Consider the following 15,464-nt stretch of genomic DNA (forward strand, 5'->3'; position numbering starts at 1 on the left):
ATCTGCCCTTGCATCCGCAGTGCGCATCAGAAACCATGGTCCCGCGCCACCGCTGCATCGCAACGACCGCGAATCCCGGGAGTGCCTCGCATGGGGACGAATGGATCGACCATGCTCGAGCCGTTACGGCAGGGCCTTCCGCCGCTGGATCCCGCGGCCGTGTCCAACGCCGCCTCCTGCGCCCTGCCCGCCCGCTACGAAGCGGTGCGCGAGGCACGGCAGTTCACCAGGCGCACCCTCGGCCAGTGGGACGTGGGCGACCGGTTCGACGACGTCTGTCTGGTCGTCTCGGAGCTGGTGACCAACGCGCTGAGACACGGACTGTCCGACGACGTTCCGTGCACCCAGGACCAGGTGCATCCGCCCGTGCGGCTGCACCTGATGCGCTGGACCGAGCGGCTGGTGTGCGCGGTGCGCGATCCCAGCCACGACAGCCCCCTGCCGCAGGAGGGCGAGGACTTCTCCGCGGAGTCCGGACGCGGACTTTTCCTGGTGGACTCCTTCGCCGACAGCTGGGGCTGGCAGCCGCTCTCCGGCAGCCTCGGCGGCAAGGTCGTCTGGGCGTTGTTCCGACTGCACACACCCGCCGAATGAGCTAGCACGGCCCGCGTCGACGCCCTGGTTCTACGCGCGTTGCGGGCCGGATTCCACCGATAGGTCCGGCGCGGGGCGCCGGGGCAGGGGCGTCAGCTGCCGATCAGGTGGTCGAACTCGCCGTCCTTGATCCCGAGGAGCATGGCCTCGATCTCCGCGCGCGTGTAGACGAGCGCCGGGCCGTCGGGAAAACGCGAGTTGCGCACCGCGACGTCACCGCCCGGCAGTCGCGCGAACTCCACGCAGGAACCCTGCGAGTTGCTGTGCCGGCTCTTCTGCCAGGCAACCCCGTACAGCTGTGTGGCCGTCATGCCGTTGTACACGTCGTGCCCCCCGTCAACGTGGTGGTCCACAGGTCGCTCCCTGGTGGTGCACTGGCTTGCGTGGCCATTGGTGCCGTTGTCAACTGTCCCGGATCATAACCCCGTTCATATGCAGTCGCATGAGCAGATGCACGTGCACGCGCGGTGCCTGGGTGGTTACAGCTGTGACGCCTGCTTTACCGACGTCGTTCTGTGCGGCCGGGCGTCTCGAGGTGCTCCGGAAGGTCGTCCGGATCGAACTACTCGTGTACGGGGACAGACGCGCGCCGGGCCCTTCGTGTTCCGTCGGCGCGGAAACGACATGGAATCGGATCGCCTCGCCGGGATCGGCGCGCCGGCCGCGGGGGCCGTCCCGGAGCGGCGGTTCCGGCGGACGCCCGCCGTCCGCTCGGGCCGGCGGGCGGCGGCCCGCGGGGCGGTCGCGCCGCGATGCGTCCGCGGCCCGACCGGCGGGACGCCACCCCCGCCCCTGTGGTGCCCCGCAGCTCCCCCGCTCCTCGTCGCACCACGACGACGGCCACCCGCCCCCGCGTACGACGCGGAGGTCGGCGCGGGGGCGGTGCGGGGTGGCCCGGCGCATCAGGGCGAGGTCAGCTCACTGCCGGGGCCGGGATGCGCCGATCGGCCAGAGCGACTAGACGATTGGCGGGGTATCTGCTCGTACAAGTGCGTGATACGTCGTACACAGGACGGTGGACCGGCACTACGGAAGGCGACGCATGCACACCGGGGCCGGGTGGACGGTACCGACGTGTACAGGACAGGTGTGCGCGCCCGGGGCCTGAGCGGTGCGTGGGGCGCCCGGGGCGCGGGTCAGCGTGCGGCGGCGTACGGGAGCAGGGCCATCTCGCGGGCGTTCTCGACGGCTCGGGCGAGTTGGCGTTGCTGCCGGGCCGAGACGCGGGTCACCCGGCGGCTGCGGATCTTCCCCCGGTCGGAGAGGAACTTCCGCAGCAGGTCGGTGTCCTTGTGGTCGACGTAGGTGACGCCTGCCTGGTCGAGGGGGTCGGGTCGGGCCTGGGCGGGCTTGCGCTCGGGTTTGCGGGGCATCGGGTCAGACCTCCAGGAGGGTGTCGAAGGCGGGCGGCAGCCGCTTCCAGGCAGTGCGGCCGGCGGCGTACTCGGCGTCGGTGAGCAGGCAGGACTCCAGGAGCCCGGCGAGGCCGTCGCGGTCCAGTCCGGGGGATGTGAAGACCAGGTGCTGGCAGCAGTCGCCGTGTTCGGGGTGCCAGTCGAGGGCGGCCGCCGCGCGGCGCACCGGCGGGACCAGATCCCAGGCCGCGTCCGGGAGGGACGCCAGCCACGGGCCGGCCGGCTCCACGCACAGGGCGCCGCCCGCCGCGTCCCAGTGGAGCAGCACGTCGGGCTTGTCGGCGAGCCAGAACCGGCCACGGCTGCGGGCGGCCGCGCAGGTCAGGTCCTCCAGCGCCGCGTACAGCCGTTCCGGGTGGAACGGCCGGCGGCGGTGCCAGACGAAGGTGCTCACACCGTGCGCGTCGGCCTCGGCGGGGAGCAGCGCGCAGGCGGGATGCTGGGCCGCGGCGGCCGCCTCCGCGTCGAAGCCGGCCAGCACCGCGCCGGCCAGCGGCGACCGCGGGTCCGCGCGGTCGCCGGGCGCGACCCGGATCCGGCGGGCCGTCGGGTGCAGCTGCGCCAGCAGCTCGCGGTCCTCGTCGTCGGCCTCGCCGGAGTCGACGACGGCCAGCACGGGGGCGTACTCCAGCTGCCGCGCGAAGGTGTCGGCGACGGTGCGCCGGTCGGTGGCGGCCGCGGCGAGACCGCAGTCGGCGAGGTCGTCGCCGTTGCCGAGGCAGGGCAGGAGCAGCGCCGGATCGACGGCGGTGACGACGCCGGTGACCGTGAGCCCGCCGGCCACCACCACCTCGGCCATGGCCTTGGGCTCGACGGAGTCCCACAGCTCGACGACCGCGAGGCGGGTGACGCCGTCGTCGGCGAGGCGGCGCAGCTCGGGCACCAGGTCCTCGCGCAGCGCGCAGCAGGCGCAGTCGTCGACCAGGGGCGTCTCCCCGGCGGAGAGGATGCCGGTGGCGTCCCTGACGGTCCGTACGACCGTGCCCGCCGCGGCCGTCGCGAGGTCGTGGTGCAGGACGACGCTGCCGGGCACGTCGGCGAGCAGGCGCGCGACCGTCGCCCGGCGGGCGTCGACGTGCAGCCCGCCGACGATCACGACCGACAGGCTCACGCCCCGCCCTGCTTCCCGTAACGCCGCTCGAAGCGCTCGACCCGGCCGGCCGTGTCCAGGACGCGCGCGGTGCCGGTGTAGAAGGGGTGGCTGACGTCGGAGATCTCGACGTCGACGACGGGGTACGTGCCGCCGTCCTCCCACTCGACCGTCCGGTCGCTGCTCATGGTGGACCGGGTGAGGAAGGCGTGGTTCGCGGCACGGTCGCGGAAGACCACGGGGCCGTAGGGCGGGTGGATCTCGTTGCGCATGGGTTCAGCGCTCCTCTCGGAAGTCGACGTGGCGGCCGGCGACGGGGTCGTACTTGCGCAGGGTCATGCGGTCGGGGTCGTTGCGGCGGTTCTTGCGGGTCACGTAGGTGAATCCGGTCCCCGCGGCGGACTTGAGCCTGACGACCGGACGGAGTTCGTTGCGAGCCATGCTGCTATGTTACTGAAAATGAATCCCATTAGCGATAGCGCTCCAGGAGAGGTACGTCACCCATGTCCGCGCACTGCATGCTGACCGGCGCCCGGCCCGGCTTCGGCAACCGCATCTCCCGCTCCCACCGGCGCACCTCGCGCCGCTTCGACCCCAACGTCCAGAGCAAGCGGTACTGGCTGCCGAGCGAGGGCCGGCACGTACGGCTGCGGCTGAGCACGAAGGGGATCAGGACTGTCGACGTGATCGGCGTCGAGGCGGCCGTGGCGCGCGTCCGGGCACGGGGGGTGCGGGTCTGATGGCGAAGAAGAGCAAGATCGCGAAGAACCAGCGGCGCCGCGCGATCGTCGCGCGGTACGCGGCACGGCGGGCCGAGCTGAAGCAGACCGTCCGGCGGCCGTCGTCGACGGACGCGGAACGGGAGGCGGCGCAGAGGGAGTTGCGTGCGCAGCCACGGGACGCCAGTGCGACGCGGGTACGCAACCGGGACCAGGTGGACGGCCGGCCGCGCGGGTACTTCCGGACGTTCGGGCTGTCCCGGGTGGGCCTGCGGGAGCACGCGCACGCGGGACATCTGCCGGGGGTGCGCAAGTCCTCCTGGTAGTCACAGGCGGTTCCCGGGCCGCCCCCCGGTCGCTCCCAGGCCGCTGCCAGGGCTTGCTGGTAGCTTGCTGCGGTCCTTGAGGTCCAGGTTTTTTCGGTCCTAGCTCGGGAGCTTGCAGTGACTTCGGCGATCTTCTCGCGGGGTGCGTCCCGCCGTCCGGTGCGGGCCGCCGCGCTGGCCGCCGCGTTGGCGGGCGCGCTCGCGCTGACCGCGTGCAGCGGCGACAAAGGGTCCGGCGACGGCTCCCCCACCACCCCGGCGGCGACGGCGGACGGGGGCGGTTCGAGCGGAGCCGCGGCCTCGCCCTCCGACTCCGTCTCCGCCTCGGACGAGCTGGAGGGCAGCTGGCTCGCGACGACGGACGGCAAGGCCGTCGCCCTGATCATCACGGGGAAGCAGGCCGCCCTCTTCGTGACCGGCGGGAGCGTGTGCAGCGGGACCGCCGGCAAGGAGGCGGGCATGCGGATGATCCATCTGACCTGCACGGTCGGGAAGGACGACCGGACGACCGGCATGGTCGGTTCCGTCGACGCGAAGTCCCTCGAGGTCACCTGGACGGGCGCGGCCGGCAAGGAGACGTTCACCAGGGCGGAGGGCGGCCAGTGGCCGTCGGGTCTGCCGACGGCGGGGATCGGATAGCCCGACGGACGCCGGACGGACGACCCGGACGGACGGCCAGATCGGACGGCCGGGTCGGCGACCCGGACTGGCGACCCGGACTGGCGACCCGGACTGGCGGCCCGGGCGGCGGATCGGTCGGCGGCCGGACCGCCCGCGCGGGGCCTGGGCCTGAGGGGTCTGGGGCTGAGAGGTTTGGGCCTGAGGGGTCTCGGCCCGCGGCGTCTGGGCCCGCGGTGGGTTATCTCCGCGGGGTCTCTTCGCGGGCCTGAGCCGGGGCGGCGGCGGCCGGCGTGGGGGCTGGGGCTTCGTCCGTGCCCGACCGCGCTCGCGTTTCGGCGGCGGCTTTCGTGTGGAGCACCGCGCGGGCCTGCTCCGCCGCCCGGACGGTGCTCTCGCTGACGAAGTCCAGGAAGCGGGCGATGTTCTCGAGGCGGGCGGCGGCCGGGGTGGCGGGGCCGAGGATTCCGACGCCCTGCCGGGCGATGTCGATCACATGGGTGAGCGCCCGGGCGCTGGCCAGCATCGACTGGTACCAGACGTCGTCGTCGACCACGTACCGCTCGCGTCGGCGCTCGTCGCGCTCCCGGCGGACGAAGGCCTGCTCCTCGAGGTACGTGATCGCCTTGGAGACGGAGGCGGGGCTGACCTGGAGGCGCTGCACGAGATCGGACGCGGTGAGGCTGCCCGTGTCGGTGAGGGTGAGGCAGGCCATGACCCTGGACATCATCTTCGGCATGCCCGAGGCCATGAGGACGGTGGTGAACGCCTCCTCGTACTCACGCACGGCCTCGGCGTCGCGTCCATGCGCCTGCGGGAAGGTGTCCGGCCCGCGGGGCGCGACCTGCCTGCGGCGGTGGGCCCGGCGTTCGGTCGCCCGGTGGGCCAGGTCGGCGCGGTAGGCGGTCGGGCCGCCGTTGCGCATCACCTCGCGCGTGATCGTCGAGGTGGGACGGTCGAGGCGTCTGGCGATCTCCGCGTAGGCGAGGCCGTCGGCCAGCCCCGACGCGATCTGCTGACGTTCCTGCTGGGTGAGTCTGCCTCCCGGCATCACGGCCTCCTTCGTGCGCCTCGATCTCCTTCGTGCGCCTCGGTGTCGTCAATTTAGCGTTCACCGACATGCATTGCAACGAACGGAGGTGGGCACGTTGCGTTGTCTTTCAGCTCGTTGCAACAAATAAAGACACTTCACCTGCATGAATGCCGATTAGAAGCAACGGACTTGTTGCCCAAGTCGAGAACGCAACGTAGCTTTTCCCATGTCGGAAACAGCAACGAACACAGGAGAGCACGATGCAGAAGTTCGCCACCGCCGCCCCGGTCTCCGTCGTCCTCGACGTCCCCGCCGGGCGTGTCCGGTTCATCGCCGCCGACCGCGCCGACACCACGGTCGAGGTGCTGCCCGCGGACGCCTCCAGGAGCCGCGACGTGAAGGCGGCGCAGGAGACCTCGGTCGACTTCGCCGACGGCGCCCTGCGGATCACGGCCGCCCCGAAGAACCAGCTCCTCGGCGCCTCCGGAGCCCTCGAGGTGACCGTCCAGCTGCCCGCCGGCTCGCACGTCGAGGCGACGACCTCCGCCGGCGAGTTCCGCGGCGTCGGACGGCTCGGCGACGTCACCTTCGAGGGCGCGCAGGGCACGGTCAAGATCGACGAGGCCGCGACCGCCCGCCTCACCCTCCTCGCCGGCGACGTCACCGTCGGCCGCCTCACCGGCCCCGCCCACATCAGCACCCAGAAGGGCGACGTCCAGGTCACCGAGGCCGTGCACGGCACGGTCGTCCTGCGCACCGAGGCCGGCGCCATCTCCGTCGGCGCCGCCCGCGGAGTCTCCGCCTCCCTCGACGCCGGCACCACCTACGGCCGCATCCACAACGCCCTCGCGAACGCCGACGGCGCCGCCGCCGGCCTCAGCATCCACGCCACCACCGCCTACGGCGACATCACCGCCCGCAGTCTCTGAACAGCGGTCAGGGCGGGGGCGCGCGGCGCGGGGCCGCGCGCGTGCGTGATGATCCTTCGAGCACCGTCACCAGACCCGAGGGACCCACACATGCGCGCCGTTCCCATCACCGTCACCGCTCTCGCCGCGGCCCTGCTCCTCACCGCCTGCTCAGGCGGGGACGACAGCGGCTCCGGCGGCGACGAGAGCAAGGCCGCGACGTCCCCCGGGGCCGCCGGATCCGCCTGCGCGGCCGGCGACCTCGGCCAGGAGGTCGGCCCCGTCGACGCCGCGCCCGCCGCCGGGGACACCGGCAACGTCACCGTCACACTCACCAACAAGGGCAAGGAGTGCACCCTGGACGGCTTCCCCAAGGTCGACCTCAAGGCCGGCGACGCCTCCGCGAGCGTGACGCAGGACGAGGCCGCCGCGCCGCAGCCCCTGACCCTCCCGGCGCAGGGCACCGCCTCCTTCACGATCACCTACGTGCGCGGCGCGGGCAGCGGCGAGAAGTCCCTCGCCGTGAAGACCGTCGAGTACGGCCTGCCGAAGGCCTCGTCCACCGCGGACTTCCCCTGGTCCTACGGTGACGTCGCGCTCAAGAGCAAGGGCGTGGCGGACGCGACGGTCAGCGCCTTCCACCCGGCCGGCGACTGACGGAACCCGCACACCGAGCGGTCACGGCAGGCGGGGCCGGGACTGCACGCGGGCCCGGTCCGCCGCCTGCGCGCCCTCGGTCCAGCCCGCCTCGTCCGTGACGCCGCGCAGGCGGGTGGAGACCGTCTGCGGGAACATGCGGTCCGTCGCCGCGGTGACCGCGACCTCGCGGGAGGCGAGGACCGGCAGCAGGTCGTCGCAGACCTGGGTCCCGGCGGCGGCCGTGAGGCGGGCGCCGACGCGGTGGGCGTACGCGGCGAGGAACGACTGCCGGAAGGTCTTGGTCCGCCGACGGCCGCTCGCCCGCTGAGCCGCCTCCGCCTTGGCCATCGCCGACTGCGCCTGCACCAGCAGCGAGGTGTACAGCAGTTCCACCGCCTGGAGGTCCGCCTCGAAGCCGACGACCGTGGAGAAGGCGAACGGCTCGTTCCACACGGCCCGGCAGTGGTTGGCGTCGGCGACCGCGTCCAACAGCACCGCCTTGGCCTGCTCGTACGGCGGCTCGACGCCTATCCGGCAGGCGCCCGGCGCGTCCGGGGCCGGGGCCCGGGCGTCGAGCAGGGCCTCGTCGACGCTGTGCCGGGCCATCAGCTCCTGCGCCTTCGCCGTGAGCGCCTCGGCCTCCTCCGGGAAGCCGGTCGCCTCGGCCTTGGCGAGCAGCGCGCGGATCCGGGTGAGCATGCGGGCGGAGGAGTCCGCGGGCGACCCGGCCTCCGACCCCCGCCGGTGACCGCGCCCGCGCCCCGGCTCGTCGAGAGGGTCGAGGCCGGGCAGGCGTAGCAGCAGACGGTAGAGCTCCAGGGTCGCCGTGGCGTGCGAGAAGCGGTCCGCGGACGGGGGCGGCCCGGCCGGCAGCTCCGCCAGCTGCGCCGCCCAGCGGCGACCGCGCGCCCGGTCGTCGCGCGCCTGCGCGCGGATCAGCGCCGCGACGAGGCCCACATGGGCGCCGTCCAGGTCGCGCCGCACGATCCGCACGAGGTCCGCGGGCTGCCAGCCGCGCCGCCAGAGCGCCGCCACGAACTCCGCGCCGCGCCGCGCGAGCTCCGCGTCCGCGGCGGGGTCGGCGGCGAGAAGGGACGCTCCGGAGTCGAGGGCTGCGTCGGCCGTGTCGTAGAGGGCGGTCCGCAGGGCGCGTTCGACGGCGCCGGCCGGGTCGCTGCTGGTGCTGCTCACCGTTCGATCGTGCCATGCGCCGCTCGCCGCACCTCCCCCGCACTGTCAGACCCCCCTGCCACACTCGCGGTATGGCCGACCGGTGGGCGCTCGCTCCGGCCGAGGACGGTGGCGTGGAACTCGCCCCCCTCGGTCCCGACGGCCTGCCCGCCGGCCCGTCGCTGCGCGAGCCGGACCTGGCGCGCGCAGTGCGGGAGCGGCCCGACGTCGTGCGCTGGGTCTGGCGTTCCACGCCCGAGGTCTACCCGCGCCTGCTCGACGCGGGCGTGCGGGTCGACCGGTGCTACGACGTGGAGGACGCCGAGACGCTCCTGCTCGGCCACGAGGGCCGGTCCGGCGAACCCCGATCGGCGGCCGCGGCACTGGCCCGGCTGCGCGGCGGCCCCGTCCCGCCGGACCCGCCGCAGCGCTCCGCCGAGCCCGGCGCCCAGTCCTCGCTGTTCGAACCGCGGGCCGCCGCGGGGCTGTCGCTGGCGGATCTCCTGGCCGTGTACGCGGAGCAGCAGCGCAGGCACGAGCGGGCCGAACACCCGGCGCGGATGCGGCTGCTGACGGCGTCCGAGTCGGCGGGGATGCTGGTGGCCGCCGAGATGAACCGGGCCGGGCTGCCCTGGAGCGCGCAGGTGCACCGCACGCTCCTGGACGACCTGCTCGGTGAGCGGTATGCGGGCGGCGGCGAGCCCCGCCGGCTGGCGGAACTGGCGGACGAGGTGTCGGCCGCCTTCGGGCGCCGTGTCCGCCCCGACCTGCCGGCCGACGTGGTGAAGGCCTTCGGCCAGGCCGGGATCCGGGTGCGGTCGACCAGGCGGTGGGAGATCCAGTCCCTCGACCATCCGGCCGTGAAGCCGCTGCTCGAGTACAAGAAGCTGTACCGCATCCGGGTGGCCCACGGATGGTCCTGGCTGCAGGACTGGGTGCGGGACGGGCGGTTCAGGCCGGAGTTCCTCGCGCACGGCACGGTGACCGGGCGCTGGGTCACCAACGGCGGGGGCGCCCTGCAGATCCCGAAGGTCATCCGGCGGGCGGTGGTCGCCGATCCCGGCTGGCGGTTCGTGGTCGCCGACGCCGACCAGATGGAGCCGCGCGTGCTGGCGGCGATCTCCCGCGACCCCGGTCTCATGGAGGTGGCGGGCCGGGAGAGCGACCTCTACCAGTCCGTCTCGGACCGCGCCTTCTCCGGCGACCGCGACCAGGCCAAGCTCGCCGTGCTCGGCGCGGTCTACGGGCAGACCTCCGGCGACGGCCTGAAGAACCTCGCCGCCCTGCGACGCCGCTTCCCGCGCGCGGTGGAGTACGTCGACGAGGCGGCCCGGGCCGGCAAGGAGGGCCGGCTGGTGCGGACCTGGCTCGGCCGCACGTGCCCGCCGGCCGTCGGGGCGGTCGAGGCCGAGGAAGCCGGCATCCCCGTCGACGACCCGGCGGGCCCCGCCGAGGAGGACAGCGCCGACGACCGCCAGTGGACGCCCGGTTACGCCTCCACCGACGCCCGCGCGCGCGGCCGGTTCGCCCGCAACTTCGTCGTCCAGGGCAGCGCCGCCGACTGGGCGCTGCTGCTGCTCGCCGCACTGCGGCGGGCCTGTGCGGACATGGCGGCGGAACTGGTCTTCTTCCAGCACGACGAGGTGATCGTGCACTGCCCGCGGGAGGAGGCCGACACGGTCGTCGCGGCGATCCGGGAGGCGTCCGACCTGGCCGGCCGGCTGACGTTCGGGGAGACGCCGGTGCGGTTCCCGTTCACCACGGCCGTCGTGGAGTGCTACGCCGACGCCAAGTGACCGGTCCGGCGGAGGGGGTTGCCGGGGCGCTCACGGGTCCGCCGTAGTCTCGGACGGTCCTGCCCGCGGGCCTGCCCGTGGAGCCGCCCCTTCCGGAGGAGACGCCGTGCCCTTCCGCTGTGCCGTACTCGACGACTTCCAGAACGTCGCGACATCCGTCGCCGACTGGTCCGTGCCCGGCGAGGAGGCCGAGGTCGTCGCCTTCACCGAGCACTTCGGCGACGAGGACGAACTCGCCACGGCGCTGGCCGACTTCGACTGCGTGGTCACCCTGCGCGAACGCGTCGCCTTCCCGGCGTCGTTGCTGGACCGGCTCCCCCGGCTGCGGCTGCTGATCGCCTCCGGCATGCGCAACTCGGTGATCGACTTCCCGGCGGCGAAGGCGAACGGGGTGACGGTCTGCGGCACCCTGAGCGCGTCGACCCCGCCGGTCGAGCTGACCTGGGCGCTGCTGCTCGGTCTCGCGCGCGGGCTGGTCCAGGAGAACACCGCCCTGCGCGAGGGCGGGCCCTGGCAGTCGACGGTGGGCGCGGACCTGCACGGGCGGCGGCTCGGGCTGCTGGGACTGGGGAAGATCGGCGGCCTGGTGGCCCGGGTGGGCCTCGCCTTCGGCATGGAGGTGAGCGCCTGGAGCCAGAACCTGACGGAGGAACGGGCGCGGGAGGTCGGTGTGCGGCGGGCCGCCTCGAAGGAGGAGCTGCTGTCCGAGGCCGACTTCGTGTCGGTCCATCTCGCGCTGGGCGAGCGCACCCGGGGGCTGCTCGGCGCCGCCGAACTCGCGCTGCTCAAGCCGACGGCCTACCTGGTGAACACCTCGCGCGCGGCGATCGTCGACCAGGAGGCGTTGCTGGCGGCGCTGCGGGAAGGGCGGATCGCGGGAGCGGGGGTGGACGTCTTCGACGTCGAACCGCTCCCCGCCGGCCATCCGATGCGGACGGCTCCCCGTCTGCTGGCAACTCCCCATCTCGGGTACGTGTCCCGGGCCAACTACGAGCAGTACTACGGACAGGCGGCGGAGAACATCCGCGCATACCTGGCGGGGGCACCGGTACGGGTATTGGGCTAGCCGCCGGGGCCGGGCGCCGGGGGTGGTGGGGTGCGGTCGGCGGCGCGGGTGAGGCGGGCGGCCAGGGCGCGGAGGTGGTCGCCGAGTTCCGGCGGGTCGAGGACCTCGAAGTCGACGCCCTTGAGCGCGATGTGCAACGCGATCTCGTCCAGGGTCGCGGCGCCCGTGTGGAACAGACAGGAGCGGTCGTCGTACCGCTCCAGACGGCCGGCGGTGGGAGAGGTGTGCTCGGCGAGGGCGTCCACCGGGCAGTGGAAGAGGATGGTCGCCCGGCAGCGGTAGGGGGCCGAGGACAGCTTGTCGGTGAGGTAGGCGTTCAGGTCCTCGGCGGGGCCGGGCCGGGGGGTGAACCGGGGCCCGGACTGCGGGGCGGCGTCGACGCGGTCGAGACGGAACGTACGCCAGTCGTCGCGCTCCAGGTCGAAGGCCAGCAGATACCAGCGGCGTCCGGTGTGGACCAGCCGGTACGGCTCGACGCGGCGCGTCCTGCCCTGGTAGCCGAAGCGCACGCTCTCGTGTCCCCGGCAGGCGGCGGCCAGCACCGCCAGCAGGTTCGCGTCCACGGCCGGGCCGGACGCCGTCAGCGGCAGGATCGCCGACTGCATCGCCGCCACCCGGTGCTTCAGCCGTGAGGGCAGCACCTGCTCGAGCTTGGCCAGCGCCCTGAGCGAGGTCTCCTCGAAGCCCGCCACCGAGCCGGACGCGGCGGCCCTCAGTCCGACGGTCACCGCGACCGCCTCGTCGTCGTCCAGCAGCAGCGGCGGCAGCGCCGCGCCGACACCGAGCTGGTAACCGCCGCCGGGGCCGGCCAGGGACCGCACCGGGTAGCCCAGCTCGCGCAGCCGGTCCGCGTCCCGGCGGACGGTGCGCGTCGTCACGCCCAGCCGCTCGGCCAGCTCCGGGCCCGGCCAGTCGGGACGGGACTGCAGCAGGGAGAGCAGCCGCAGTAATCGGGCCGAGGTCTCGAGCATCTGGCGGAAAACTCCTCATCGATCGCACCCGGTCGAGGACAGAACCTGTCCTCAGGGCTTCCTAGTGTCTTTCTTGCCGGCCCGCGAGGGAACGGCCCGCGGCACCGCCGCCGCACCGAACCACAGCGCGCAGAACCACAGCGCGCAGAACCACCGGCACGCAGAACCACAGGCAAGCAGAACCACCGGCACAGCAAGGGAGAACGTCATGATCCTCGTCACCGGAGCCACCGGGAACGTCGGCCGTCGCGCACTGGAGATGCTGCTCGCACAGGGCCGCGAGGTGCGGGCCGCGTCGCGCGCCCCGGAGCGGGCGACCTGGCCCGCCGGAGTGCGGACCGTCGCGCTCGACCTGGCCGACCCGGCCTCGCTCGCCACCGCGCTGGAGGGGGTCGAGGCGGTGTTCCTGTTCGCCGCCCCCGGCTGCGGGCCGGCCTTCGTCGCCGCCGCCGAGGCCGCCGGCGTACGCCGGGTGGTGCTGCTGTCCTCCGGCTCGGTGGACGACGAGTCCGAGGAGCAGGACGGCCCGATCGCCGCCTACCACGCGGAGATCGAGCGGGCGCTGCGCGGCTCCACCCTGGAATGGACCTTCCTGCGGCCCGACGTGTTCGCCGCCAACACACTGATGTGGGCCGGGCAGACCAAGGGCGGCGACGTGGTCCGCGGCGCCTACGCCGAGGCCACCGCCGCGCCGATCCACGAGGCCGACATCGCCGCCGTGGCCGTGGCCGCGCTCACCGAGGACGGTCACGCCGGAGAGATCCACCGGCTGACCGGCCCGCAGTCGCTGACCCACGCCGACCAGGCCGGGATCATCGGGGAGGTGCTCGGCCGCCCCGTCACCTACCAGGAGCTGCCCGCCGAGACCGTCCGCGAGGCGATGAGCGCGCACGTCCCCGGGCCGGTCCTCGACGACATCCTCAAGGTCTGGGCCGACTCGGTCGGCCGGCCCGCCCTTGTCACGGCCGACGTCGAGAAGATCACCGGCCGGGCTCCCCGCAGCTACCGCGACTGGGTGTCCGAGCACGCCGCCGCGTTCTGACGCGGCCGGACCCCGGGGCGGCCCGTGTCACACCTGCCGCTCCGGGACGTCCACCACCAGACCGTCGATCGCGTCGGTGACCGGCAGCTGGCAGCTGAGCCGGCTGTTCTCCCGGCGTGGGCAGGCCGTCGTGTACAGCAGCTCGTCCTCGATGTCGGACACGGCCGGCAGCGTGACCGGGCTGCCGTGGTCGACGTAGACGTGGCAGGTCGCGCACATGGCGCCGCCGCCGCACTCGCCGACGATGCCGTCGACGCCGCCCACGACCGCCCCCCGCATCACGGAGTTCCCCTCGGGGACGTCGAGGGTCGTGGGGGTTCCGTCCGGACTCCGGTAGGTGATCCTGGCCATGCGAAGTGTCCTCCCTGCGTTCGCGCGTCCGCGCACGTGCCGCGGAGCCGCGCCGGCGTACGTTCCACGGATGCCTGCGGTGCTCTCGCCGCCCACCGTGCCGCGCCGTCCTGGGGAGTCGCTGGGGGCTCGATCGAACGCGGCCTGCGGACCGCCGCCGCTTCCGGGCTCCGGGCGGGTGCGCCCCGTCCTCCAGGTCGGTGCGCCCGGCACTCCAGGTCGGTTCGAGAGGCACGCTGGAGGCTGGCCGGTACGTACGGCACTCATGGCGCACAGGAGGCACCCATGCCGAAGACCGGCGAGCGGCTCACGTGGACGGCCGCAGGACCAGGCGAACGCCTGGAGTACGCGACGCTCGAGGTCCCGCTCGACTACACCGATCCCGACGGCACGCGGATCACCCTCGCCGTCAGCCGGCTGCCCGCCACGGATCCCGCACGCCGGCGGGGCGTCCTGATCGGGGTGACCGGCGGGCCCGGCGGCGACGGCGGCCTCGGCACCGGCATGCCGGCCCGGCTGGCCGGCACCCCCCTCGCGGAGGTGTACGACCTGATCGGCTTCGACCCGCGCGGCACCGGCGCCTCCACGCCGCTGCGCATCGAGGTCACCCCCACCACCGCGCCCTTCGACTCACGGCCGCCGGACTCGGCGTTCGAGGCGATGGCCGCCGACATGCGCGAGCGCGAGCAGGGGTGCCTGCGGGCCGGCGGCGAGATGCGTCCGCACGTCAACACCCGCAATATCGCCCGCGACATGGACTCCGTCCGGGTCGCACTCGGCGAGGAGAAGCTGAACTTCCTCGGCTACGCCTACGGCAGTTACGTCGGCGCCGTCTACGGGACGATGTTCCCCGAGCGCCTGGACCGCAGTGTGCTCGACTCCTGCGTGCACCCCGGCTGGACCTGGCGTGAGCAGTTCGTGGCCCAGGCCCGGGCGGTCCGCGAGAACGTGGACCGCTGGGCCGGGTGGACCGCGAGGCGCGACAACCACTTCGCCCTCGGGACGTCGGCATCGCTCGCCGTGGCCGCGGTGGAGGGCGTCGCCGCGCAGCTGGAGGGCCGGCTCGGGGCGTCCGTGCGGACCTCGTTCGACGGCATCGTGGGCGGTCTGGCCACCGACCGTTCGGCGTGGGAGCGGCTGGGACTGCTGGTCGGGGCGCTGCGGGACGCGCTCGCCGAGGGCGCCGACGAGCGGACGGCGAAGCTGCTGGCCGAGCACGCCACGGGCGGCTGGGGGGCGCGGGCCAGCGAGCAGTGGAAGCAGAGCGTCCTCGAGGCGGTGACGCTGGAGACGGAGTGGCCGACCGACCTGGAGACCTACTACGCGGACATGCGCACCTGCCGGGAGCGCTACCCCTACGGGCACGGTGTGCTGCGGGCGGCTCCCTGGGTCGGCGCGTTCCGCACCTTCCGGTCGCCCGAGCCGCCCACCGTGCTCGCCCGGGACGGCTATCCGGCGGGCCTGGTCGTGCAGGCCGACGGCGATCCCATGGACCACCGCGAGGGCGGCGAGGCCCTGGCGGAACGCCTCGGCCACCATCTGATCCTGGTGGAGAACTCCGGCGAGCACGAGGTCTACGTGCTGAGCGGCGGCAATCCGCGCCTCGAGGCCTATGTGGAGGGGTACTTGGTGGACGGGGTGCTGCCGCCGGCCCGGGTGGGCGTGCCCGGCGTGCACCAGCCGCCGCCGGTTCCCGAGGACGCCTGACCCCCGGGGGATGTCCGCA

Annotated in this window: 19 protein-coding genes; 10 read left to right on the plus strand and 9 right to left on the minus strand. The window is 73.8% G+C overall.

What is annotated here, in order from left to right; translation table 11 throughout:
* Positions 1–111: 111 nt before the first annotated feature.
* Positions 112–594 (plus strand): ATP-binding protein, encoded by a 483-nt coding sequence (locus OHS82_RS19225; RefSeq protein WP_057577742.1) that lies wholly within the window; start codon positions 112–114, stop codon positions 592–594.
* Positions 595–686: 92 nt separating this feature from the next.
* On the opposite strand, the gene OHS82_RS19230 is transcribed toward OHS82_RS19225, so the two are convergent.
* From OHS82_RS19230 to rpmG, 5 genes are all read right to left on the minus strand, one after another.
* Positions 687–905 (minus strand): DUF397 domain-containing protein, encoded by a 219-nt coding sequence (locus OHS82_RS19230; protein WP_057578095.1) that lies wholly within the window; start codon positions 903–905, stop codon positions 687–689.
* Positions 906–1,730: 825 nt separating this feature from the next.
* The gene (gene rpsR, locus OHS82_RS19235; RefSeq protein WP_057577743.1) at positions 1,731–1,967 is read right to left on the minus strand and encodes a 30S ribosomal protein S18; all 237 of its coding nucleotides are present in this window, start codon (positions 1,965–1,967) and stop codon (positions 1,731–1,733) included.
* 4 nt (positions 1,968–1,971) lie between these two features.
* A complete protein-coding gene (locus OHS82_RS19240) occupies positions 1,972–3,120 on the minus strand; it encodes a CobW family GTP-binding protein (protein ID WP_057577744.1) in 1,149 nt (382 codons plus the stop codon).
* A complete protein-coding gene (locus OHS82_RS19245) occupies positions 3,117–3,371 on the minus strand; it encodes a type B 50S ribosomal protein L31 (RefSeq protein ID WP_057577745.1) in 255 nt (84 codons plus the stop codon). The genes OHS82_RS19240 and OHS82_RS19245 overlap by 4 nt, the downstream gene beginning before the upstream one ends.
* 4 nt (positions 3,372–3,375) lie before the next feature.
* Positions 3,376–3,540 carry a 50S ribosomal protein L33 gene (rpmG, locus tag OHS82_RS19250; RefSeq protein WP_057577746.1) on the minus strand — a complete coding sequence of 55 codons (165 nt, stop codon included), beginning with the start codon at positions 3,538–3,540 and terminating at the stop codon, positions 3,376–3,378.
* 62 nt (positions 3,541–3,602) lie between these two features.
* On the opposite strand from rpmG, the gene rpmB reads away from it, so the two are divergent.
* The 3 genes from rpmB (at position 3,603) to OHS82_RS19265 (ending at position 4,783) form a co-directional block, all read left to right on the plus strand.
* Positions 3,603–3,839 carry a 50S ribosomal protein L28 gene (gene rpmB, locus OHS82_RS19255; RefSeq protein WP_057577747.1) on the plus strand — a complete coding sequence of 79 codons (237 nt, stop codon included), beginning with the start codon at positions 3,603–3,605 and terminating at the stop codon, positions 3,837–3,839.
* Positions 3,839–4,144 (plus strand): 30S ribosomal protein S14, encoded by a 306-nt coding sequence (rpsN, locus tag OHS82_RS19260; protein ID WP_057577748.1) that lies wholly within the window; start codon positions 3,839–3,841, stop codon positions 4,142–4,144. Before rpmB ends, rpsN begins: the two co-directional genes overlap by 1 nt.
* Before the next feature lie 117 nt (positions 4,145–4,261).
* Positions 4,262–4,783: a hypothetical protein gene (locus tag OHS82_RS19265; protein ID WP_079041161.1), complete on the plus strand. Its 522-nt coding sequence runs from the start codon at positions 4,262–4,264 to the stop codon at positions 4,781–4,783.
* A gap of 220 nt (positions 4,784–5,003) precedes the next feature.
* Here the strand turns inward: OHS82_RS19265 and OHS82_RS19270 are convergent, their stop codons facing one another.
* Positions 5,004–5,813: a GbsR/MarR family transcriptional regulator gene (locus OHS82_RS19270; RefSeq protein WP_057577749.1), complete on the minus strand. Its 810-nt coding sequence runs from the start codon at positions 5,811–5,813 to the stop codon at positions 5,004–5,006.
* Positions 5,814–6,055: 242 nt separating this feature from the next.
* On the opposite strand from OHS82_RS19270, the gene OHS82_RS19275 reads away from it, so the two are divergent.
* Both OHS82_RS19275 and OHS82_RS19280 read left to right on the plus strand, forming a co-directional pair.
* Complete coding sequence (locus OHS82_RS19275) at positions 6,056–6,724, plus strand: DUF4097 family beta strand repeat-containing protein (protein WP_057577750.1); 669 nt, start codon at positions 6,056–6,058, stop codon at positions 6,722–6,724.
* Positions 6,725–6,814: 90 nt separating this feature from the next.
* Positions 6,815–7,360, plus strand: coding sequence for a DUF4232 domain-containing protein (locus OHS82_RS19280; protein WP_057577751.1), 546 nt, complete (start codon positions 6,815–6,817; stop codon positions 7,358–7,360).
* Between the two features lie 21 nt (positions 7,361–7,381).
* Here the strand turns inward: OHS82_RS19280 and OHS82_RS19285 are convergent, their stop codons facing one another.
* Complete coding sequence (locus tag OHS82_RS19285) at positions 7,382–8,533, minus strand: DUF2786 domain-containing protein (RefSeq protein ID WP_328434201.1); 1,152 nt, start codon at positions 8,531–8,533, stop codon at positions 7,382–7,384.
* A gap of 71 nt (positions 8,534–8,604) precedes the next feature.
* On the opposite strand from OHS82_RS19285, the gene OHS82_RS19290 reads away from it, so the two are divergent.
* Together OHS82_RS19290 and OHS82_RS19295 are read left to right on the plus strand one after the other, a co-directional pair.
* A complete protein-coding gene (locus OHS82_RS19290; protein WP_057577753.1) occupies positions 8,605–10,308 on the plus strand; it encodes a bifunctional 3'-5' exonuclease/DNA polymerase in 1,704 nt (567 codons plus the stop codon).
* Between the two features lie 106 nt (positions 10,309–10,414).
* The gene (locus OHS82_RS19295) at positions 10,415–11,374 is read left to right on the plus strand and encodes a D-2-hydroxyacid dehydrogenase family protein (RefSeq protein ID WP_328434202.1); all 960 of its coding nucleotides are present in this window, start codon (positions 10,415–10,417) and stop codon (positions 11,372–11,374) included.
* Here the strand turns inward: OHS82_RS19295 and OHS82_RS19300 are convergent.
* Positions 11,371–12,345, minus strand: coding sequence for a helix-turn-helix transcriptional regulator (locus OHS82_RS19300; protein WP_057577755.1), 975 nt, complete (start codon positions 12,343–12,345; stop codon positions 11,371–11,373). The genes OHS82_RS19295 and OHS82_RS19300 overlap by 4 nt on opposite strands.
* Before the next feature lie 208 nt (positions 12,346–12,553).
* Between OHS82_RS19300 and OHS82_RS19305 the strand changes: the two genes are divergently transcribed.
* Positions 12,554–13,387: an NAD(P)H-binding protein gene (locus tag OHS82_RS19305; protein WP_328434203.1), complete on the plus strand. Its 834-nt coding sequence runs from the start codon at positions 12,554–12,556 to the stop codon at positions 13,385–13,387.
* A 27-nt stretch (positions 13,388–13,414) separates the two neighbouring features.
* Here the strand turns inward: OHS82_RS19305 and OHS82_RS19310 are convergent, their stop codons facing one another.
* Positions 13,415–13,738: a 2Fe-2S iron-sulfur cluster-binding protein gene (locus OHS82_RS19310; RefSeq protein WP_057577757.1), complete on the minus strand. Its 324-nt coding sequence runs from the start codon at positions 13,736–13,738 to the stop codon at positions 13,415–13,417.
* A 285-nt stretch (positions 13,739–14,023) separates the two neighbouring features.
* Between OHS82_RS19310 and OHS82_RS19315 the strand changes: the two genes are divergently transcribed.
* Complete coding sequence (locus OHS82_RS19315) at positions 14,024–15,445, plus strand: alpha/beta fold hydrolase (RefSeq protein ID WP_057577758.1); 1,422 nt, start codon at positions 14,024–14,026, stop codon at positions 15,443–15,445.
* The last annotated feature ends 19 nt before the right edge of the window (positions 15,446–15,464 follow it).

This window comes from Streptomyces sp. NBC_00425, from assembly GCF_036030735.1.
Classification (GTDB): Bacteria; Actinomycetota; Actinomycetes; order Streptomycetales; family Streptomycetaceae; genus Streptomyces.

Coding starts and splice junctions, on each gene's coding strand:
- OHS82_RS19225 (WP_057577742.1), top strand. CDS start 112: ATGCTCGAGCCGTTACGGCAGGGCCTTCCGCCGCTGGATCCCGCGGCC.
- OHS82_RS19230 (WP_057578095.1), bottom strand. CDS start 905: ATGACGGCCACACAGCTGTACGGGGTTGCCTGGCAGAAGAGCCGGCAC.
- rpsR (WP_057577743.1), bottom strand. CDS start 1,967: ATGCCCCGCAAACCCGAGCGCAAGCCCGCCCAGGCCCGACCCGACCCC.
- OHS82_RS19245 (WP_057577745.1), bottom strand. CDS start 3,371: ATGCGCAACGAGATCCACCCGCCCTACGGCCCCGTGGTCTTCCGCGAC.
- rpmG (WP_057577746.1), bottom strand. CDS start 3,540: ATGGCTCGCAACGAACTCCGTCCGGTCGTCAGGCTCAAGTCCGCCGCG.
- rpmB (WP_057577747.1), top strand. CDS start 3,603: ATGTCCGCGCACTGCATGCTGACCGGCGCCCGGCCCGGCTTCGGCAAC.
- rpsN (WP_057577748.1), top strand. CDS start 3,839: ATGGCGAAGAAGAGCAAGATCGCGAAGAACCAGCGGCGCCGCGCGATC.
- OHS82_RS19270 (WP_057577749.1), bottom strand. CDS start 5,813: ATGCCGGGAGGCAGACTCACCCAGCAGGAACGTCAGCAGATCGCGTCG.
- OHS82_RS19275 (WP_057577750.1), top strand. CDS start 6,056: ATGCAGAAGTTCGCCACCGCCGCCCCGGTCTCCGTCGTCCTCGACGTC.
- OHS82_RS19280 (WP_057577751.1), top strand. CDS start 6,815: ATGCGCGCCGTTCCCATCACCGTCACCGCTCTCGCCGCGGCCCTGCTC.
- OHS82_RS19290 (WP_057577753.1), top strand. CDS start 8,605: ATGGCCGACCGGTGGGCGCTCGCTCCGGCCGAGGACGGTGGCGTGGAA.
- OHS82_RS19300 (WP_057577755.1), bottom strand. CDS start 12,345: ATGCTCGAGACCTCGGCCCGATTACTGCGGCTGCTCTCCCTGCTGCAG.
- OHS82_RS19305 (WP_328434203.1), top strand. CDS start 12,554: ATGATCCTCGTCACCGGAGCCACCGGGAACGTCGGCCGTCGCGCACTG.
- OHS82_RS19310 (WP_057577757.1), bottom strand. CDS start 13,738: ATGGCCAGGATCACCTACCGGAGTCCGGACGGAACCCCCACGACCCTC.
- OHS82_RS19315 (WP_057577758.1), top strand. CDS start 14,024: ATGCCGAAGACCGGCGAGCGGCTCACGTGGACGGCCGCAGGACCAGGC.